This window comes from Novosphingobium sp. MMS21-SN21R (assembly GCF_031846015.1).
In the GTDB taxonomy this organism is placed as follows: domain Bacteria; phylum Pseudomonadota; class Alphaproteobacteria; order Sphingomonadales; family Sphingomonadaceae; genus Novosphingobium.
Genome location: NZ_JAVRDU010000004.1, coordinates 74,818 through 91,946, shown reverse-complemented (window position 1 = coordinate 91,946; position 17,129 = coordinate 74,818). Strand labels below are relative to the sequence as shown.

At 62.3% G+C, this 17,129-nt stretch carries 24 protein-coding genes; 11 read left to right on the top strand and 13 right to left on the bottom strand.

What is annotated here, in order from left to right:
- Nucleotides 1–3: 3 nt before the first annotated feature.
- Nucleotides 4–2,355, bottom strand: coding sequence for a type IV secretion system DNA-binding domain-containing protein (locus RM192_RS19475; protein WP_311509358.1), 2,352 nt, complete (start codon nt 2,353–2,355; stop codon nt 4–6).
- Nucleotides 2,342–2,632 carry a ribbon-helix-helix protein, CopG family gene (locus tag RM192_RS19470; protein WP_293681014.1) on the bottom strand — a complete coding sequence of 97 codons (291 nt, stop codon included), beginning with the start codon at nt 2,630–2,632 and terminating at the stop codon, nt 2,342–2,344. Before RM192_RS19470 ends, RM192_RS19475 begins: the two co-directional genes overlap by 14 nt.
- Before the next feature lie 434 nt (nt 2,633–3,066).
- On the opposite strand from RM192_RS19470, the gene RM192_RS19465 reads away from it, so the two are divergent.
- Nucleotides 3,067–3,330, top strand: coding sequence for a hypothetical protein (locus RM192_RS19465; RefSeq protein ID WP_311509357.1), 264 nt, complete (start codon nt 3,067–3,069; stop codon nt 3,328–3,330).
- Nucleotides 3,331–3,490: 160 nt separating this feature from the next.
- Here RM192_RS19465 and RM192_RS19460 read toward each other — a convergent pair whose 3' ends face one another.
- Nucleotides 3,491–3,802 carry a hypothetical protein gene (locus RM192_RS19460; RefSeq protein WP_311509356.1) on the bottom strand — a complete coding sequence of 104 codons (312 nt, stop codon included), beginning with the start codon at nt 3,800–3,802 and terminating at the stop codon, nt 3,491–3,493.
- A 430-nt stretch (nt 3,803–4,232) separates the two neighbouring features.
- On the bottom strand, nt 4,233–5,276 hold the full coding sequence (locus RM192_RS19455) for a DUF2493 domain-containing protein (protein WP_311509354.1): 1,044 nt from the start codon (nt 5,274–5,276) through the stop codon (nt 4,233–4,235).
- Nucleotides 5,277–6,077: 801 nt separating this feature from the next.
- Here RM192_RS19455 and RM192_RS19450 point away from each other — a divergent pair.
- From RM192_RS19450 to RM192_RS19425, 6 genes are all read left to right on the top strand, one after another.
- A complete protein-coding gene (locus tag RM192_RS19450) occupies nt 6,078–6,734 on the top strand; it encodes a DUF6088 family protein (protein ID WP_311509353.1) in 657 nt (218 codons plus the stop codon).
- Nucleotides 6,735–6,738: 4 nt separating this feature from the next.
- Nucleotides 6,739–7,077, top strand: coding sequence for a hypothetical protein (locus RM192_RS19445; RefSeq protein ID WP_311509352.1), 339 nt, complete (start codon nt 6,739–6,741; stop codon nt 7,075–7,077).
- Nucleotides 7,078–7,186: 109 nt separating this feature from the next.
- Entirely contained in the window at nt 7,187–7,363 is a 177-nt protein-coding gene (locus RM192_RS19440) for a hypothetical protein (RefSeq protein WP_311509351.1), read from the top strand.
- Nucleotides 7,364–7,396: 33 nt separating this feature from the next.
- Entirely contained in the window at nt 7,397–7,627 is a 231-nt protein-coding gene (locus tag RM192_RS19435; RefSeq protein WP_311509350.1) for a hypothetical protein, read from the top strand.
- Entirely contained in the window at nt 7,628–7,897 is a 270-nt protein-coding gene (locus RM192_RS19430) for a hypothetical protein (protein WP_311509349.1), read from the top strand.
- Between the two features lie 252 nt (nt 7,898–8,149).
- Nucleotides 8,150–8,311, top strand: a complete 162-nt coding sequence (locus tag RM192_RS19425; protein WP_311509348.1) for a hypothetical protein — start codon at nt 8,150–8,152, stop codon at nt 8,309–8,311.
- A gap of 620 nt (nt 8,312–8,931) precedes the next feature.
- Here RM192_RS19425 and RM192_RS19420 read toward each other — a convergent pair.
- From RM192_RS19420 to RM192_RS19410, 3 genes are read right to left on the bottom strand one after another with little or no spacing between them, the layout of a single operon-like run.
- A complete protein-coding gene (locus tag RM192_RS19420) occupies nt 8,932–10,281 on the bottom strand; it encodes an anti-phage deoxyguanosine triphosphatase (RefSeq protein WP_311509346.1) in 1,350 nt (449 codons plus the stop codon).
- A gap of 3 nt (nt 10,282–10,284) precedes the next feature.
- Nucleotides 10,285–10,674 (bottom strand): type II toxin-antitoxin system VapC family toxin, encoded by a 390-nt coding sequence (locus RM192_RS19415; protein WP_311509344.1) that lies wholly within the window; start codon nt 10,672–10,674, stop codon nt 10,285–10,287.
- Entirely contained in the window at nt 10,671–10,916 is a 246-nt protein-coding gene (locus RM192_RS19410) for an AbrB/MazE/SpoVT family DNA-binding domain-containing protein (RefSeq protein WP_100868332.1), read from the bottom strand. The genes RM192_RS19415 and RM192_RS19410 overlap by 4 nt, the downstream gene beginning before the upstream one ends.
- A gap of 204 nt (nt 10,917–11,120) precedes the next feature.
- Here RM192_RS19410 and RM192_RS19405 point away from each other — a divergent pair, with 204 nt between their 5' ends.
- Nucleotides 11,121–11,378 (top strand): type II toxin-antitoxin system ParD family antitoxin, encoded by a 258-nt coding sequence (locus RM192_RS19405; RefSeq protein ID WP_311509342.1) that lies wholly within the window; start codon nt 11,121–11,123, stop codon nt 11,376–11,378.
- Nucleotides 11,375–11,671, top strand: coding sequence for a type II toxin-antitoxin system RelE/ParE family toxin (locus tag RM192_RS19400; protein WP_311509340.1), 297 nt, complete (start codon nt 11,375–11,377; stop codon nt 11,669–11,671). The genes RM192_RS19405 and RM192_RS19400 overlap by 4 nt, the downstream gene beginning before the upstream one ends.
- Before the next feature lie 68 nt (nt 11,672–11,739).
- Here RM192_RS19400 and RM192_RS19395 read toward each other — a convergent pair whose 3' ends face one another.
- Both RM192_RS19395 and RM192_RS19390 read right to left on the bottom strand, forming a co-directional pair.
- Nucleotides 11,740–12,786 carry an IS30 family transposase gene (locus RM192_RS19395; RefSeq protein ID WP_311509339.1) on the bottom strand — a complete coding sequence of 349 codons (1,047 nt, stop codon included), beginning with the start codon at nt 12,784–12,786 and terminating at the stop codon, nt 11,740–11,742.
- Between the two features lie 132 nt (nt 12,787–12,918).
- Nucleotides 12,919–13,389 (bottom strand): MucR family transcriptional regulator, encoded by a 471-nt coding sequence (locus tag RM192_RS19390; RefSeq protein ID WP_311509338.1) that lies wholly within the window; start codon nt 13,387–13,389, stop codon nt 12,919–12,921.
- Between RM192_RS19390 and RM192_RS19385 the strand changes: the two genes are divergently transcribed.
- Entirely contained in the window at nt 13,388–13,543 is a 156-nt protein-coding gene (locus RM192_RS19385; RefSeq protein ID WP_311509336.1) for a hypothetical protein, read from the top strand. The genes RM192_RS19390 and RM192_RS19385 overlap by 2 nt on opposite strands.
- A gap of 132 nt (nt 13,544–13,675) precedes the next feature.
- Here RM192_RS19385 and RM192_RS19380 read toward each other — a convergent pair whose 3' ends face one another.
- Nucleotides 13,676–14,011 (bottom strand): single-stranded DNA-binding protein, encoded by a 336-nt coding sequence (locus tag RM192_RS19380; RefSeq protein ID WP_311509334.1) that lies wholly within the window; start codon nt 14,009–14,011, stop codon nt 13,676–13,678.
- 467 nt (nt 14,012–14,478) lie between these two features.
- The gene (locus tag RM192_RS19375; protein WP_293680351.1) at nt 14,479–14,823 is read right to left on the bottom strand and encodes a thermonuclease family protein; all 345 of its coding nucleotides are present in this window, start codon (nt 14,821–14,823) and stop codon (nt 14,479–14,481) included.
- Between the two features lie 320 nt (nt 14,824–15,143).
- Between RM192_RS19375 and RM192_RS19370 the strand changes: the two genes are divergently transcribed.
- Complete coding sequence (locus tag RM192_RS19370; protein WP_311509333.1) at nt 15,144–15,332, top strand: hypothetical protein; 189 nt, start codon at nt 15,144–15,146, stop codon at nt 15,330–15,332.
- 16 nt (nt 15,333–15,348) lie between these two features.
- Here RM192_RS19370 and RM192_RS19365 read toward each other — a convergent pair whose 3' ends face one another.
- Both RM192_RS19365 and RM192_RS19360 read right to left on the bottom strand, forming a co-directional pair.
- Nucleotides 15,349–16,041, bottom strand: a complete 693-nt coding sequence (locus RM192_RS19365) for a pentapeptide repeat-containing protein (protein WP_311509331.1) — start codon at nt 16,039–16,041, stop codon at nt 15,349–15,351.
- Between the two features lie 142 nt (nt 16,042–16,183).
- The gene (locus tag RM192_RS19360) at nt 16,184–17,074 is read right to left on the bottom strand and encodes a DUF3800 domain-containing protein (RefSeq protein WP_311509330.1); all 891 of its coding nucleotides are present in this window, start codon (nt 17,072–17,074) and stop codon (nt 16,184–16,186) included.
- Nucleotides 17,075–17,129 lie beyond the last annotated feature (55 nt).

Genomic DNA, 17,129 nt, shown 5'->3' with positions numbered 1-17,129 from the left:
AGGCTACATCTCCAGTCCGTCGTCGGTGGCGGGGCTATCCAGCTCGACTTCCTTAGCCAACCCGGCTTCCCTGGCGCCCTCACGAGTTCTGCCATCGCGGCCCCGGTCATCGACCGCTTCGCCAAGTTCACGGGCGGCCTGCGACTGACGCTGGGGGGCATTCTTTGTCGATTGCTGGACCGACTTGGGCCCGGCTTCAGACTCGCGGGCTTGGGACTGTGACGGACTGCCAGCGATCGCCTGACTGACAATCATCGAGCGCCCCAAACTCGACACGGGGAGATCGCTCGGGCCGACCGGCGGTGACACTGGGAAGTTCAGCTCTTCCTGCCTGGGGGTCGGCACACGGGTATGCCTCAGCGCCTCGTCGGGCGCTGTGTCTCGGGCCAGTTCGAGCTCTTCCTTGTTTTCGCGGCCGCCCGCCTCATCGGCGTCGTCAGCTTGCGTCTCGCGCATGAACTCGATGGGTTCGACATGCTCGCGCAGAACATAGCCTTCTGCGACCTTGGGATAGTCCTTGTAAGTGAGCTTGATCCGGGCAGCATCGAAGCCTTCGGGGAACACGAGAAAACCCCTGAGCGACGGCAGTTTCATGATGTCATCGGGCAGAACGAGCGGCTGTACTTCCGAGCGCGGGGTGATCGTCGCGGCGTCGCGGATGTTGGAATATCCGTAGCTGTAGGCCTCATCCATCATTCGCACTTCGCGATGACCGATGTAGTCCGAGCAGTGCTCGGCGGTATCGCGATCAGCGGCCGCGAGGATCAGCTTGGTGCGCGCAAGCGAGGCAAGGTTCTGTGCGCCTTCCTTGCCGTAGGTTTCCGCGAGTTTGGCGAAGGAATGGATGCCAAGCACGAAGGCCCCGCCAAAGCCGCGGGCGGTCTGCAAACCGTCCTCGATCGCGGGCAGGCGGTGGAGCGCGTGGACCTCGTCGAAGAAGAACCAGGTGCGCAAGTCCCGGGTGCGCGGCAGGCGCATCAGCGTATGGACGGCAAGGTTCATCCAGAGCGACAGCAGCGCCCGGTTGAGCACCAGTTCGTTGTGCGATGAGGTGATGAACAGGATCGCTCCCGGCTTGTCCTCGGCGCGGATCCAATCGCTGATCGAGAACGGCTCCTTGCCTTCGGGCAGGAACCGCAAGGCCTGCGCGTTGGTGTTGAATACCGCGCGAATGGACTCGGCCATCTTGGCTGCTTCAGGCGCGGTCAGCGGGTCGGCGACGGTGTGTTCGAGGAGCTTATGGACTTCCTTGAGGTCGGCCATCATCAGCCGGCTCGCAAGCGCCTGGTTGGTCGCCTCGCCAAGCTTGATGAGCTTGATGCAGGTCTCGACGAACAGCGTGCGCGCGGCCAACATCCAGAAGGGTTCGGCTCCCCCGCCATCGGCGGGAAGCAGAGCGGCGGCGATCCCGGTGAAGTCAGCGTGGTTCCTGGCTTCAGCAAACACCGACCAGCTTGGGCAGCGCTCGTCCATCGGGTTGAGGATGGTATCGGTCTCGGGGTTGTAGAACGCCTCGACGTAGGCCCCGGTGAGATCGAACACGACGGCACGGTCGCGCCGCACACGCATCTGCGCGATGAGGGCACGCATCTGGGTCGTCTTGCCGGTTCCGGTCGAACCGATCATGATCGTGTGGGCCTGCTCGGTGCGCCACGGGAAGGGCACACCGGCCATCGAGTAAGCGTGGTGGATGCCCGCCGCCTTGCGCTCGACAAGCGGCATGGCGAGGACTTGCTGAAGGGTCTTGCCGGGCAGCTGATGGGCGACTTCCGCGTCCAGCATGTCGCGATTGTGGGCATTGATGACGGCGCCAAGCTCGGGGCCATCGACCAGCATCGCGCCGCGCTGGTGGCGCTCTTCGAGGATCGACTTGCCGCGCCGCTTCGAGAAGTCGACGAACCACACCGCGATCGGCACGGCGACGAACAGCGAGATGAACACCGAGCCCCAGATTGCCCGCATCAGCTTGTTCCACGCGATGACCACGTCTGGATGGCTGGCGATCATCGAAACCGGCGCCGGGATCACGCGGCCCGAGGGCAGGGTGAGGTTGAGGATCTTGCGCGGATTGAACTCCATGAAGCTCCAGCCCGTCGCGTAGATCCGCATCAGGATCATCTGCACTTCGTGGCTCTCGAGCAGCAGGGCGAGGACGATCGAAAGCGCCACCAGGAAGGTGAAGAACCACACCAGCAGCGGCATCTTCGCCGAGGCGAACCACATCATGAATTCGTGCGTGATGAGCTGCGAGCCGCGGGTGAAGTCGCCGGCATTGCGCGGCATGTTTCCGCGCGCCGAATGGTGCTGGAGTTTACCCGGCCGCGCCCGGTCCGACCAGGTGTCAGGACGCGGCACAGACCGCCTCCATCCGCGCCTCGGCTTCGGTGATCAGCGCGGTATGAACGTCGGGGTACTGGCGCTGCACGATGAGGTCGGCAACGAGGAACAGATATTCGGACGAGAACTGCCGGCGCCGGTCCTGTTCCGAGGTGCCCGAAACGGCGCCCAGAAAATGCTCGAGCGCGATTCGCAGAAGGTTGGAACGGGAGACCTGTTTTGCAGCTGCCGCAGCCTGTGCAGCATCGGCCAGGGCTTGCGGAAGCCGGACCGTAATCAGAACTGTTTCTGTCATAACCAAACCCTTCGAAAAGGGCCTGGTGGGAATTGCGCGACGCCTGTTTTAGGCGATCCCCCAATGCTTGGCAAGCAAAGGCATCCTGGAGGGCCGCGTATTACATTGTAATACCGACCAAATCCCGGATATTCAGAGGGTTCGGCGAGGTGCACCGGGCTGTATTACAAAGCGCATCACTTCGCATCACCTGTAAACCCACGCATTTCCGCCATTCTTCCTTACGGGCCGCCGTGTACGGTCTGCACCTTTTCCCTTTGATCCTGCAGCTTTGATGGCTCGCGGGTTTTGGTTATTTTGCCCGAATCCGGATGGGTATTTCACGGCCTCTCGGCAGCACGCCGACGCTGCCAAATTGGCATTCGGAGACAGCATCAATCGTGACAGATAGGGCAGGGGGCTTGCCAAGCTGGCCAGGATGACGATCCTCGCGCGTGGGAGGTTTCAGCACCAACCCAAGAGGTACAATCATGGCCAGGAAAGGAAGTCTCGAAGCCGAAAGACAGGCAATCGCCAAGGAGCGTCAAGCGCTGGAAACACGCGAGGCGAAACTGCGCGACAGCGAGCGGGCGGCCAGCGTCGAGCTGATGCAAAAATCGGTTCTCGGCAAGGCGCCGTTCGAGAGGGTCGAAAGCTTCTTCGCCGCTCTCGGAAAGCTCGGTTTGGACGAAGCCGAGAAACGCCTTCGGGCAAGCTGAAACCGGCCTTGCAAAAGGCCAGCGTCGCCGGGGGCTCCCAGAATTGCTGTCCGCCCTGCGGGCAGCCAAGGGGGCCTCCGGCGGTGTTTTATCACTCGCACAAAAAAAGGGCCGGAGAGCCCCTCGTCGGAGCCCTCCGGCGCTGCGGCCGATGGTCATTTCAGAACGGGCAATCCGCGTCCCATTCGGGATCCATCACCACGCTCATGAAGCTTGCGGCCCGGGCGATGTTCGCCTCGTCGAAGTCGTCTGCCATCATGCCGGGGACGGAATGGACGATCCGGTCGATCATGTCCTGGGGCAGGGCGTTGTAATCGCCTTCGTCGATGGCGAGGAAGCAGCCGAACTCGTCCTCGATAACGTGCTGGTCGAAGAAGCTGTGCTGGGCCCGGATGCTGGCGGCGCGAACTGCGGCGTCATAGCTGATGGGGTCGAAAGCCGGGATATCGAGGGTCTTGGTAAGAGCGTTCATGTGAGCCTCCTTTCAAAGGAATTGAAGAGGTCTCCTCAAGGATGGCCGAGCTTGGTCCGGGTCAGGAACGGGACGCCCGCGGCCCGCCGCGCAGCGGGGGTGGGGGAGCCGATTTTTTCGCCTTCTTCAGGCGTAAAAATTGGGGGAACCGCCCTTCTTGACGCGGGCCAATGGCGGCCATCATGCTTGGAATTCTGCGAGAGTATTTAACCCTGTTGGTCAGCCCCCCGGTGGCCCCATGAACTGTTCCTGCCGGCCCGGCCGATGCGAAGGCTTCGCGCCCCGCCAGCAGGCCGCCAGGCCGTTACTGGCGAGGGCAAGAGACGAGCGAGCCGGGCCATGATTGTGCGCGTCCCGATCGACAAAAATGAAGGGCATCCGGGGGGGAGACCGGACACCCTTCTAATCGATGAAAACGGATCAGCCCCGCTCAGAACGGCGGGAGATCATCGCCATTGGCGACGCGCTTCATCGCCGGGCGTTCGGCCTGCGCCGGGGCCTTTGCCCGCGTCGCCGGAGCCTCGTTCTGGGCCGACGCATCGCGCACGATGTGCAAGGGGATGCGGGCTTCGCGCAGCCGATCGGCGAGGTTCGCCTGGATGCCGCCGCCGCTGCACACCACGGCCTCGACAGGCTTGAAGGCGAGCATGCGCGCATTGCGCTGATAGGGCGCCGAAGGTCCCCGCGAGGTGTCGGGCTTGCACAGGATCACCGGCACATTGTGGCGCGAGGCCCATGCTGCTGCGATCACGTCCGCGCCCTTGTTTTGCGCGGTCGTTGCCAGCGCCATCGACGGCACCCGGGTGTGGATCGCATCGAGGTAGTCTTCCACCAATGCAATGTCGGTGAACTGCTGCCCGCCGGAGAACACCACGACCGGACCCGAGGGGGCGAACTGCTCGCGCCGCTGCGCCTTCTGTGCCGCGAGATAGTCGCGCGCTTCGATCATCGAGGCGTTGGTCTTGGACGATACCCTCGACCCACGCACCGGCGAGAAGGGGCGGCCGGTTTCGACAAGGTAAATGCGGGCCGCATGGTCGCGCATGCACTCCATCGCGTCGCGGCATTCGGCAAGGCTGCGCGCCTGCATGGTGATATCCTCAAGGTCGGTCGCATAGACCTCGCTCGGATCGTATTCGCGCAGCTTCTCCTGCAGCCGGTTGGCCATGGCATCCTCGCGGTCATCGAGCCGCTTGGCGACGACATGGAAGCTGTTGGCAATGCCCCATGCGACTTCGCTGGCGAAGTCTTCCATCCGGGTATCGCGGAACAGGTCGAAGACCGTTGCCAGCATCATCTCGATCGCCGCCTGCGCGGTATCGGGATCGGGCATTTCGCTGCTGCTCGGCTCGTGTTCGATCGAGAGCTTGGCAAACTCGGTCTGCTCCATGAACGCACGGGCGTAGTCGGGCGTGGCCACTTCACGCGCATAGTGTTCGGCAAGGTCGGCGAAGTTCGAGAAACGGTCCGTCATGATAGCCTCCAAAAGGAATTGTCTCTCATCACGCTGATGAAAGATGCCCATCGGAGGGACGCCGGAGTCAGGCAGTCAGGGACGGCGGCGCGAACGCGCTGCCGCCGCGATGAGCGGGCGCGGGGGGAGCCGATTTTTGCTCGCAAGACGCCAGTCGCAGCAGGCCAAAATCGGGGGGTGCCCGCGATCCTTGACTGCCGCCAATCTCCCAGGCGTCATGCTATGGCGATGCTGATTTCGCTCAGCCACCGAGATGAGAGAGAGATTACGGTTTTGCCCCCGAGCCCCTGAGCCTGAAAGGGGAAGGGCGTTCGGGGTTAACCGCAAAACGCCATATCCTCTGCGCCCCGCCATTGCGCCCTCGGCAAGGCAGAACTCACGTTGGAAGCGGGGCGCCCTGACTGCGCCGCTCCGGCGCGGCCAGCAACAAAGGACGGACCCCTTGCCGGAGACCGTCAGTCGGCCCGTGGCCCGGTGCAGCGCACGGGCTCGGGACGGCGACGAAGACGCAGGCGAGAGTGCCGGCGGCCCAATGCGCGGAACGCCGCACCCGCAGGAGCGCAGCCCGCAAGGGCGCGCGGGACCGAGTGCGACAATCTTGGCGGGGCCGCTCCTTCTCGTCGGACCGGCGTTGGCTGGCACCCCGCCGATGATAGGCATATCCGTCGCTGGAATGCCCAATGTTGATGATCGGCGTGCAGGCGGTGGCGATGATCATGATCGTCATCAGGGAGCCCTTCCGGAGGATATGGTTTGTTAGAAATATATGTGCTATTTTCTAACGAAAGGAGCACTCGAATCATGTCCGCCATGGCTGACAAAATCATGAAGCGCGTTCGCGCGAAAGGGAGGGGGTGGGTCTTCACTCCCAAGCACTTCATCGACTTCGGCACGCGTGGCTCGGTCGACATGGCGCTGTCGCGTCTCGCGCAGGCCAGCGAGATCCGCAGGATCGGGCGCGGCCTCTACGACTATCCGCAGTTGCACGATAAGCTGGGCGCGCTGACTCCTGATGCCGAGATGATCGCGCAGGCCGTTTCGGCGCAAAGCGGCGACCGGCTCGCGCCCTCTGCAGCGGCAGCGGCCAACCGTTTTGGCCTATCGACGCAAGTACCTGCCAGATCGAGCTACGCGACAACAGGACGAACCCGCGTGCGCAACGCCGCTGGCCGAAGCGTCACGCTGAAACACAGCCGCGCACCGGTCCTGGGCAATGCCTCGGACGCTGCCAACGGGGTGGTCCAGCTTTTGGCCAGTCTCGGGCGGAATAAGGTGGATGCCAACGCGATTGCACATCTCTCAGTCCGCCTCGATGACAAGGATCTAGCGGCGCTGCTCAAAGGCCGACCAGTCATGCCAGGCTGGATGGGGGATGTCGTGCTTCGATTGAACGCGCATCGCCGCGGCTCCATCGGTGCAGTCAGGGGTGGCAAGAATTCACCCGAAAGGTTATCTTGAGAACTTGTCGAAGCAAGGCACCAATTCCCGTACCGGAACTGACGGTCAGTTTGTCGTCGTGCGCACCAAGGGCGCACGTGGCTCGAAGGTGAAGTTCGGCAGCGTGACCATCAGCGGTAACAAGCCGTCGGCCGGGTTGGTCAAGAAGAACGTCGAGCGCAGCACAGCCGCGCTTGAGCGCGTCGTGAAGCGCCTTGAGCGTCCGGGCGTCGATATCCGCGCGAAAAAGGATGTGCCGCAGTTTTCGGTCGCCGATGGTGAGTCTGGCGTGTTCATTCGTCGGCTCAACGGGCGCATCAATCGAGGGCGTCTGATCAACGGTGCGTTCGAGGTCATCGATTGACCGGTCTTCCAGAGGCCATTGAAGAGATTCTCGCGGCACAGCAGAAGACCAAGAAGCCATTGGCGATCGTCCTCGCGGGCCACAACGGCTCCGGCAAGTCGACGATGCGATGAGGGCCAAGGTTCCGTTCGCGATGGAGACCGTGTTTTCCTATTGGGAGGAGCAACCCGACGGGACGGTCCTCTCCAAGATCGACCTGATCGAGGATATGCAGCGCGCGGGCTATTTCGTGCTGTTGTTCTTCGTCGGGCTGACAAATTCCGAACTGTCGATCCTGCGTGTTTAAACGCACGTTGCCAAACATGGGCATGACGTACCGATGGAGCGGCTGCTGAAGCGCTTTCCCAAGACCCAGCGCGCAGTTGCGGCAGCATCCAAGGTTGCCGATGCCGCGATCTTCACAGACAACAGCAGGGATATCAAACAAGCCTTCACCGTTTGCCACGTCCAGCTTGGCGAAAGCGAGCTCTACGATCTGCGCACAGGCGCTGTCGGCGTGCGGCCCGCAATTGCAGAATGGCTCGGGGTCGTGGCGCCACGCAAGGCTTGAATGGAATTCGATGACCAGATGCAGCGCTTTTTTGGGACCGATGATCTCGGAGCGGTTTCGCCTGCAGCACTAGCCGGCGGCATCGAGCGAATGCAGGTCGAAATCGGTCTGGAAACCGACATGGGCCGCAGATTCGCGATGTGGTCGCTACTCTACATGCTGGGTGCCGCACCCGATCTCGACGTCGCCTTCAAGGACGAGCGCGACCGAGAGGCGCCTCGCACCTTCGTCGAATTGTTGGATCGCGCAAACAGAACTGATGCGGATTAGGCCCTCGCCCCGAAGGACCAGCAGGAGACCGACCGCTCCTGAATTCTCACCGAGTTTCATTCGTCGCCACTGATTACTGCGTCGAGTTTTGTTTCAGGCTGCGAACAGGTCACCTTGGCCCGTCGCACATGAGTTCGCTCGTAGGCGTGGCTCAGGCGTTCTGCGCAAGAGGCGCAGAACCCAGGGTTCCACCACATAAACGACATGGCGTCCCCCGCCTCTGTTGTGGTGGTTGGTTGCGTAACCTGCGTAATGGCGCGTCATGAGCTTGGCGCGAACCAGATCCGAAATAGCCCGGCTGACATTGGCACGTCCGACGGCAAGGACCTGTTCCTCGACAGCCTGCTCGATACGCGGGTCGTCGAGGTCGCGTTCCCCGGTCAGGCTGGGCCGGAGGGCCGCCTCGATTCGTGAACGAAGCCGAGCCCTGCGGCGCTTCTGCTCGCTCATGGGCAGCAACTGGGTGGATAACCAGTCACGCAGCAACATCTGTGCGTTGCCGCAACGGACAAAAGGACCGGCATGACCACGCTCGTCAGCGAGCTCGGCCACGAGCTGTAGCAGGAGGAAGGCATAGCGCGGCCTTGCCGAAACGTCGGTCAAAAGGGCGTAAATGCCGCCAACGCTCGCCATTTGTGCCTCAGGTTGCATGGATCAGTATTGAGCACAAAAGGTGAATCCTGTGAATCCCCTAAAGTCCTGACCGTGTCGATTGTCGCCGGTGACACTTCGCCCTGCGCCGGCATTTCGCGCTGGCACGGGGAGGCGAGATCGGTTGGGGCAATCGGTCGCCATCATGGCTGGTTCGACGGGACTATACCGGACTATGGTATCCAACGTGACACTTCGTCGGTCCGAGGGCAAAGTGTCACGGGCGGCATGATAAGCAGAAAAAAGGCGGCCCAGCATAACCGGGCCGCCGTAAAGTCAGAACCCGGTGCATCGCTGCATGCCGAGCCCTTCGGGTCGCGTGAGTCCGATACTCCAGTCCTCGGCGCCGACATATTATGAAATCGACAATCACCTTTGATTGTCTACAGCCGATCGAACACAGATCCCATGCGCGGGGAAAACAGGCGCTCGTAAGTCTTGAGCAGGTGCGTGTCCGTCATGGCCGCTACGTAGTCGCAGATGATCCGCAAGCTCCCGCCCGCCGCTTCGAACTTGACCAATTCGTCGCGCGGGAGGAGGCGCTGAGGGTCCGCCTGCATCGCCTCGAACACGGCCACGACCATGCCCTGGCCCTTGAATTCGAGATGCTGGACGGCGGGCGATGTGATCACTTCGCGCACGACGAAGTCCTGCAGAACATCGAGGAATTCTCGCTGAGGCGAGGCAACGCGCACGCGCCAGCGCAGGAACGGCTCGGCAAACTCCGGGACCTCGACGAACTCGACCGCGGTGAGGAAATGATGGACCAGGCGGCCGATGAAGCGTTTGCGCGAAGCAGCCCCGCCGAACAGACCATCGATCAGCTGGGCGAAGACGTCGTTCTCGCTTTCATCCGGGTACTTGGCCTTGAGCGCATCGAGAAACGAAGGGCAATTGTCCTGCAGCGCGGCTGCAAAGGCATCCCTGGAGACGAGATCGAGCGCGATCGCATCTTCAAGGTCATGAACCCCGTAGGCAATGTCATCAGCGGCATCCATAATTGAACAATCGAGCGCCTTGTGGAGCGGCTTGCCGTGCTTGCCTTTCTGCGGCGAGAAAGCCTGAAAGGCCTCGCGGTCGGCAGCTGACAAGGGCGCGAGGATCCAGTCGACCACGTCCTGCTCGCTTTCGAGATAGCACTTGGGTGGTTTGCTCGCGCGGCCATCGAGGATTTTGATCGTCGTCGGGCCGCTGAGCAGGGCAGGGGCAAGCGTGGGATTGGCGACCTGGCCAAATGCGACGGGGTACTTCAGCACCCCAAGCATCGTGCGGCGCGAGAGGTTTGCGCCGGCACCGGCCGAGAAATTCTCAAGCCGGGCGAGAATGCGCAGTGTCTGGCCATTCCCTTCGAAGCCGCCAGCACCGCGCATGCAATAGTTGAGCGCGATTTCACCGCCATGCCCGAAGGGCGGGTGGCCGAAGTCGTGTGTGCAACCAATCGAATGGATGGTGCCGCGATCGGGCAAAAGCCGCGTGGCCGGATGAGCCGGATAGGACTTCTCAAGCTGGCGCGCGATACCGCCCGCAATCTGCGCAACCTCGAGCGAGTGGGTGAGGCGGGTACGGTAGAAATCGCTGTCGCCAAGATTGAGGATCTGGGTCTTACCCTGAAGCCGCCGGAAAGAGGCGGAGTGGATGACGCGGGCATAGTCGACGTCGCCATCGTCGCGCGCGTCCTCGCTTTGCGGCGTCCAGCCCTCGCAGCGGGCCGACCAGGCCCTCGATATGGCCATGGCTTAACGGATCACGGAAACGGCGACACCGGCGGCATCGGCCACGGTCCGCCACTGCTTGTCGGCAGTCAGGGCTGGGAGGCCGTCGCGGCGGGCCAGCGCAAGGCAGAACCGGTCGCCGAGCGACAGGCCGGCTTCGGCCGTCGCGGCGCGCAAGCGCCCGGCGATCGTTGCAAGGCCGTGGTCCGCATCGACGATGGCCATCGGCAAGGGCTTCAGCATCGCATCGACTTCGCTCGCGGGCATCCCAGCGTGGATGAAATGGCTGACGACTTCGGCAAAGTTGACGCTGGACATGCGCGCTTCCGCGATGACGCTGGCAACCTTGTCGGCACCTGGCTCGTCCTGGAGCAAGGCAAGCAGTGCAGAGGTATCGAGAACCACTTCGCTCATTCGCCCGATTCCTCACGGCGGCGGGCGAGGAAGGCATCCACCGAGGCCTCGGGCTTGCCGCCAGTGTATTTCTTGGCGAGTGCCTGAGCGTGGGCGATCGACTGGGCGACAGTTCGCAGGATGACGCCGTCCTCGGTTTCCTCGACGAGCAAGGCACCGCCACCGGCCAGGCCGAGCCGCTTGCGGATATCGGCTGGCAGGCTCATTCGGCCGTTAGGCGTGATCGTCACTTGAACCGTCATGGCAGTGCTCCAACTGGCCGATGCAAGGGCAACGCGCCATATTAGAGAACTTATGCCACAAGATGGAAAATGTGTCACGAACTCAGGAATGCGCCAAAACGAACAGCAGGAAACCTCATCCACGGGCAGGAGCGATTGGCGATAGACCAAACGGCTTTATCAACTGTTGATAAAATGCTATGGGTAATACCAAGGAGGCACCCTATGATCAGTGCGGATCTCGGCCAACAACTCGAAAGCTTCGTTTCCAGTCTCGTCGCTACCGGACGATACAACTCCAAAAGCGAAGTTTTGCGCGAAGGCGTACGGCTGATTCAGGATCGCGAAACCCGCTTGGCTGCGCTTGATGCGTCAATCGCTCGCGGTCTTGCCGATGCGGACGGTGGTAGGACAATCCCGGTAGATGAGGTCTTCGATCGCCTTGAGGCGAAATATCGGGCCATGGGCACCAAGGCCGAATGATCGTTCATATTTCCCAGGAAGCCGAATGCGATCTTGAGGCAATTGGCGACTATATTGCGAGGGATAATCCGGGTCGTGCGATCAGCTTCTTGCGCGAATTACGCGAGCAGTGCCTTGGCCTTGCCGAAATGCCACAGCGCTTCCCATTGGTTCATCGCTATGAAGCTGAGGGCGTACGACAGCGCGGTCATGGAAATTATCTGATCTTTTATCGGGTTGAAGTCGAAAAGATCGTCATCATCCATATACTGCATGGCGCGCAGGATTACCGTGCGATCTTGTTCTCCGATTGAAAGTCTGCTGCTTGGCGTTGCCCACAGCCGGAGGTGAGTTCCATTTGAAGTGCGTCATCCGTCGAGCGTTACCATTTCATCCGGGGTGGGGCGAGCCCCACCCCGGATGATCCGTCATCTTTGGCGCCATGAACCGCCATGGTTTCGGCAAGTACCTCTCGCGGCGTCCTGTATTCGAGGCACTTGCGCGGGGTGTCGTTGAGCCTGGCAGACACCGCTTCGATCGCGTCAACGGGGAGAGCCGCGATATCGACATCGAGCGGCAAGAACCGCCTCAAGCGTCCGTTGAGGTTCTCTACGCCACCCTTTTGCCAGGGCGATCTTGGCTCGCAGAAGTAGCTGTCCATGCCCATCCTGGATCGCAATGTGCCGTAGGCCGCGAACTCTGTCCCACGGTCAAAGGTAATGCTCTGCCGCAGGCCGGAGGGAAGGGGAGCCAGCTTCGCTTCAATGCCAGCCATGACGCCCGCCGAAGTCCGGCTGGGGTTGCGCCAGAGCATGACGAAGCGGCTCTTGCGCTCCACCATGGACGTCAGATTCGACTTGCCGAACTGCTTGCGGAAGATGACCAGGTCGCCCTCCCAATGGCCAAAATCCGTTCTTTGCGAGATGCTTGACGGCCTCTGGCCAATGCAGCTGGTGTGGGGGATCTGAAGACCGCGTGGCTTGCGGCCGCCGCGCGGTCGACGCCGCCTACGCGACCAAGGTAAAAGCTGATAGAGCGCTTGGCGCTTGCCTTCTTCGCCATAGACATAGCGGTAGATCGTCTCGTGGCAGACCCGCCGACTGCCCGAGTGGCGCAAGCGTCCGGCGATCTGCTCCGGCGACCAACTCTTTCGTAGACCATCGATCACCTTGGCTGCCAGTTCAGGATCGCGCACCAGTTTGCGACCAGGCGCCCGACGGTTTGCAGCGTACTTCTGGGCCACATTCGGAAAGTAACCGCGAAAGAACGGCTCTTCGTCATGCATGAAGTTACGGCGTAACTCGCGGTAGATTGTGGACGGATGCCGGCCGAGTTGCGCCGCGATCCTGCGCACAGGTATGCGAGCGTCTGTCAGCCGCGAAATCGTCTCGCGATCATCCCGTCCAAGCTGGCGATATTGGGCTCCCATATGCGTTCCTCCGAGTGGGGCTGAGGCCTCAGAAATCCTCGAATTTCGCACTTCAAGATAGAATCCACCGGATCGCGTTCAGTAGCTTGATAATAATTCTTATGTTAAATCCATGACTTATGAGGACTCGGATCAGGCGGCATCCGCCGATCCGAACGCGACACCGAGCTTCTTGCGCGGCTTGGCGACCTTGGGCGCGTTCGGCACAGCGGCCTTCGGCTTGCGGCCGAGGCCGATCCGCACCGCCAGTTCCTTGCGCTTCGCGGCGTAGTCGGGCGCGACCATCGGATAATCGGCCGGAAGGTTCCAACGCGCGCGGTACTCGGCGGGTGTCAAGCCGTGGTCGGTGCCGAGGTGACGCTTGAGCATCTTCATCTTCGCACCGCAGTCGAGACAGGTCACTGCGTCAGGCTTGACCGACGCGCGGATCGATACCGCGGGCGTCAGCTTTTCGTCGACCGGCTCAGGCGCCTGGCCGAGCGCAGCAAGCGAAGCGTAGACCGACTGGATCAGGCCCGGAAGGTCTGCTGCCGATACCGAATTGTTGCTGACATGGGCGGAGACGATGTCGGCAACGTGGTCCAGCAAGGTTTCATCGGCCATGATCGTCACGCTTCCTCGAATTGGTGATGCCGGACCCTATGTGGCGCCGCGAGGAATTGCCAGTTCATGGGCAGGTATTCGCGGGCGCCATGAACAAAAAAATGGGGCCAGCATTGCTGCCGGCCCCGTGAAAGTCTTGGGAGAGGATGCCTGAAAGGCACTCTGGATATGGGTCGCATCCGTTCATGCTGCAAGTGCGAAAAGAGCCCGCGCCGTTGAATTTTTCGCATCGGGCTTTGATCGAGACGCCCGAAGGGAGGCGGCATCGCCGCCTCCCAGGCTCGGTTCAGAGGAAGAGGACTTCCTCGGAGACGACCTCGACCGCGTAGCGCTCGACGCCTTCCCGGTCGGTCCACTTCGAGTAGTGGAGGCGGCCCTGGACCTCGACCAGATCGCCCTTCTTCTTGTGCTTGGCGACCGAAGTGCCGAGGCCATTGAAGGCGGTGATGCGGTGGAACTCGGGGATGGTCTCGGTGTAGCCCGCCTCGTTCTTGATCGTCTTGCCGTCGACCAGCTTGGGGCGGTCGGTTACGAGGGTGAACGAGGTGATCGCGGTCTCGCCGGCGTGGCGGGTTTCGGGGGCGGACGCGATGCGGCCGATCAGGATGACGAGGTTCTTCATGAGCTTTCTCCGGTCTTGAATTCGGCGGAACCGCCCGCCGATGAACCAGACAGGCGGCGCCGATAGGCCCGGGCCCGCACCGAACGCAGTGAGGGAAACCCAAAAGGGAGGAGTGGTGCGGCAAGCCCACAGGGCTTCACGGTCCGCTGCTTTTGGGTTGCGGCCAGGGACTGGCGCCGCAGGGTTCATCGGCAAACGAAGGGCGGTTTCGTCAATTCATGCCGGAAAGACAGCAAGCTCTGAACCCGTCAGCCTTGGCCGCCATTCAGCCCTGCCCTGGATTTTCCCCGGGTGCGCATGCGCCAACCACACTTCCGCTGGCCGCCGAGCGGCCTCTTCGTCGGCAATGTCAGAACGAGGCGCACCGCAACTGGACCCGCCCGCACAACTGCCCCGGCCTCAGGCGCGGGTGCTGCACCAGTGAAGAGCGCCCGGAGGTCCGATCAGTCGCCCCTCGAAGTGGGCCTTCAACGCCAGGGACGCGCGAGCCCCTGCGCGATCAGGTAGTCGCCAGCGTCAACGCCACCCACCGACACGGTGGCCAGCGTTCGCCCATAGGGATCGGTCCCTTGTCGCTCGATCATCACCCGGCCCCGCGACAACAGCCGGACCAATGCGACACGCGAGGCTTCGCCCGCAGCAAAATCGCACCAGGCATAAGACCGCCGCCGGTCCTGGCACTTCGGGCTATCGGGAAGTTCGGGCGCATCGATATTGGCGATCCGCACCCGCTCGCGGCCGCAACGGATCGTGTCGCCGTCGTGGACCGAAGGCGAAAGGCAAAGGGCGGCGGCAGCGAGGACGACGGGCATGAGGCAGACCCTAGCCGCAGTGCGCCGCAGCGCCAATGCCCCCAACTTTCCCGCCACCACCCCTGGCCCCGATCGTCACCCGAAGGGCCGGCATCCCATGCCGGCGAGCTTGGGTGGGCGGCGGTGCGTGAGCGCCGGCGCGCGCCCTAGCGAGTAGAGCGGGTCGCCCCCAGCCCGCGCGGGACGCGGGCGCCGGGGTGCCCCTCCCCTGCCTTTACCTCGTCAACCAGCTCCAGGTTCGGTATATGCCCGACAGGTCGCGAAGCGCTGGACCCGCTGCCGCAGGCAGAATCGTGTCCGAGACCCAAGGAGCCAGACTGATGGACGATCGAGGGGAAATGCCGAGCGCACTGCAGGTCGCCCGCGCAGTGTCGGTGGTGCTGGGCAGGAAGCTTGCCGATCAGGCTGCGGGCGAGATCGTGCTGACGCGCGAGGAAGCCGCGCTGTGTCTTGGGCTGGCCGACGGCGTTGTCGAGAACCTCGAGCAGGACGAGAGCAAGGCGGACTGAGTCCCCTGCCCCAAACCTAGCGCACGTTGAGCCCAAGCTCCCCAAGCAATTGCCCAGCCTGCTCGCGCGAGATCGTCGCCCCGCGGAACAACCCTGCATCGACCAGGCGCAGCCCGCCAAGATCCGCACCGCGCAGGTCCGAGCCTTCGAAACGCGAGCCCGAGACCATCGCCTCGCGCAGGCTGCAGTCCTCGAATACCGTCATCCGGAAGTCACCCTTGCGCAGGTCGGCGCCGGAAAAGTCCACCCGCCGCAGCGCCTCCTTGCGGAACGAGAACCCGGGCAGCTTGGCGCTGACCAGCAGAACTTCCTCGAACTGGACATGCATCGCGCGGGCTTCGCTGAAGTCCGCCCCGGTGAGTTTGATGCCAACGAACTTCGCCGAGGTCAGTATCGCACGCCGCCAGACGGAATTGTTGAAGTCGCCGCCCGAGAACACGGCCTCGCTGAGATTGGCACCGACAAAGCTCACGAAAGGTGCGCGACAACCCTGCCAGACCGAGCCTTCGAGCTTGGTCCCGCTGCAATCGGCCTTGCGCAGATTGCAGCGTTCGAAGCGCCAGCCCGTGAGATCGAGTCCTGAGAGGTCGGCCTCCTCGAGATCGCAATCGGTCACGGTCTGCGGGGTGCCGCCGGCAAGCGGGGCAAGGTCGGTGCGCGTCAGCGTTCGCCCCGAAAGGCCGCGCGGAGAAAATAGGTCGTCGGTCATTCCGGATGACCGATGGTGACCGGCGACAACCCGCGACCCGCCAGTTGGCAAAATGTTCCCGTTGTCAATCGGCCGGCAATGCGCATATAGGGGACGCAAGTGGACTGGGGGTTCCCGGTCGGCGTCATAGCCTCGGTGAGTTTCATCGGGGCTTTTCGCTTATTTGGGGCGGGAAAATCTTCAGCCCCCAGTTTTCATAGCCCGTCCCGACATTCTCGCGCCCGCCGTCGCAATAGAACTTGCGGGTGAGCATCTCGAATGCGCGGTTCTCCTGGTCGGGCCGCAGCACACTCATGCCGATCGGCCGAGCGACGAGGTCCGCAAGCTGCAAGCCCGAGGAATTGGCCTTCTTGTCGGCGAACACGATTTCGAAGGGCAGCGGCGCGCCAAGCTTGTTCTCGCCGTCGCAGATCCGGCGGAATTCGAGCTCGAGGTCCTTGTCCTCCTTCTTCCCGCGGCATTCGAAGACGACATGGGTCTTCTTCGCATCCTGGTTCTTCTCGATCAGGAACTCGTAGAGTGTCTCGAGGCAGAACCCTAAAGCCAGGTGGTAGGGATTGTCCCGCTCGGCCACCCGCCCACCGAGGCGGTGCTTATCGATCACGCAGCTGATCAGAATGAAATTGGACTTGTCGATGATGCCACTGAGACCATCGATAAACCCCAGTTTCTCGGCCTGGTTGGCGAACTTGAAGGGTCCGGTTTCTTTGCGGATCTCGCGCTCGTGCAGGATCACGATGTCGTGACCAAAGTTGTTAAATTTGAACTTCTCGAGCGCGGGAACGACCTTCTCGCTGTAGTGCTTCTTGTAGAAAACGCAGAAGGCGAGGACGAACAAGGGGTAGTTGGGATCGACGGTCTGCATGCCATGATCCCCGCTTTCGTCGACGTAGACGATGAAGTTGCTGAAGCGGCCCGTCGGCGTGGTTGCGCTCTTGCGGTCTTCGACAACCGGGTCGAGGTCGAGATCGAATAGGGAAAATTGTGGGTCCTGAGATGTCATCGAACGGTGATGCCAGCCAGCCCGGCGCAAGCCAAGCTGCCTGGCCGGATTTACACACGTCCTAAGCGGCTCCCATCGCGGCCTT

What these genes read in the sequence shown, in the direction of transcription:
- RM192_RS19405 (WP_311509342.1), top strand. Translation starts at nt 11,121, where the DNA reads ATGATCAGTGCGGATCTCGGCCAACAACTCGAAAGCTTCGTTTCCAGT.
- RM192_RS19460 (WP_311509356.1), bottom strand. Translation starts at nt 3,802, where the DNA reads ATGAACGCTCTTACCAAGACCCTCGATATCCCGGCTTTCGACCCCATC.
- RM192_RS19435 (WP_311509350.1), top strand. Translation starts at nt 7,397, where the DNA reads ATGGAGCGGCTGCTGAAGCGCTTTCCCAAGACCCAGCGCGCAGTTGCG.
- RM192_RS19390 (WP_311509338.1), bottom strand. Translation starts at nt 13,389, where the DNA reads ATGGCCGATGAAACCTTGCTGGACCACGTTGCCGACATCGTCTCCGCC.
- RM192_RS19370 (WP_311509333.1), top strand. Translation starts at nt 15,144, where the DNA reads ATGGACGATCGAGGGGAAATGCCGAGCGCACTGCAGGTCGCCCGCGCA.
- RM192_RS19385 (WP_311509336.1), top strand. Translation starts at nt 13,388, where the DNA reads ATGATCGTCACGCTTCCTCGAATTGGTGATGCCGGACCCTATGTGGCG.
- RM192_RS19410 (WP_100868332.1), bottom strand. Translation starts at nt 10,916, where the DNA reads ATGACGGTTCAAGTGACGATCACGCCTAACGGCCGAATGAGCCTGCCA.
- RM192_RS19375 (WP_293680351.1), bottom strand. Translation starts at nt 14,823, where the DNA reads ATGCCCGTCGTCCTCGCTGCCGCCGCCCTTTGCCTTTCGCCTTCGGTC.
- RM192_RS19415 (WP_311509344.1), bottom strand. Translation starts at nt 10,674, where the DNA reads ATGAGCGAAGTGGTTCTCGATACCTCTGCACTGCTTGCCTTGCTCCAG.
- RM192_RS19400 (WP_311509340.1), top strand. Translation starts at nt 11,375, where the DNA reads ATGATCGTTCATATTTCCCAGGAAGCCGAATGCGATCTTGAGGCAATT.
- RM192_RS19430 (WP_311509349.1), top strand. Translation starts at nt 7,628, where the DNA reads ATGGAATTCGATGACCAGATGCAGCGCTTTTTTGGGACCGATGATCTC.
- RM192_RS19380 (WP_311509334.1), bottom strand. Translation starts at nt 14,011, where the DNA reads ATGAAGAACCTCGTCATCCTGATCGGCCGCATCGCGTCCGCCCCCGAA.
- RM192_RS19425 (WP_311509348.1), top strand. Translation starts at nt 8,150, where the DNA reads ATGGCGCGTCATGAGCTTGGCGCGAACCAGATCCGAAATAGCCCGGCT.
- RM192_RS19470 (WP_293681014.1), bottom strand. Translation starts at nt 2,632, where the DNA reads ATGACAGAAACAGTTCTGATTACGGTCCGGCTTCCGCAAGCCCTGGCC.
- RM192_RS19420 (WP_311509346.1), bottom strand. Translation starts at nt 10,281, where the DNA reads ATGGCCATATCGAGGGCCTGGTCGGCCCGCTGCGAGGGCTGGACGCCG.
- RM192_RS19455 (WP_311509354.1), bottom strand. Translation starts at nt 5,276, where the DNA reads ATGACGGACCGTTTCTCGAACTTCGCCGACCTTGCCGAACACTATGCG.
- RM192_RS19440 (WP_311509351.1), top strand. Translation starts at nt 7,187, where the DNA reads ATGAGGGCCAAGGTTCCGTTCGCGATGGAGACCGTGTTTTCCTATTGG.
- RM192_RS19450 (WP_311509353.1), top strand. Translation starts at nt 6,078, where the DNA reads ATGTCCGCCATGGCTGACAAAATCATGAAGCGCGTTCGCGCGAAAGGG.
- RM192_RS19365 (WP_311509331.1), bottom strand. Translation starts at nt 16,041, where the DNA reads ATGACCGACGACCTATTTTCTCCGCGCGGCCTTTCGGGGCGAACGCTG.
- RM192_RS19395 (WP_311509339.1), bottom strand. Translation starts at nt 12,786, where the DNA reads ATGGGAGCCCAATATCGCCAGCTTGGACGGGATGATCGCGAGACGATT.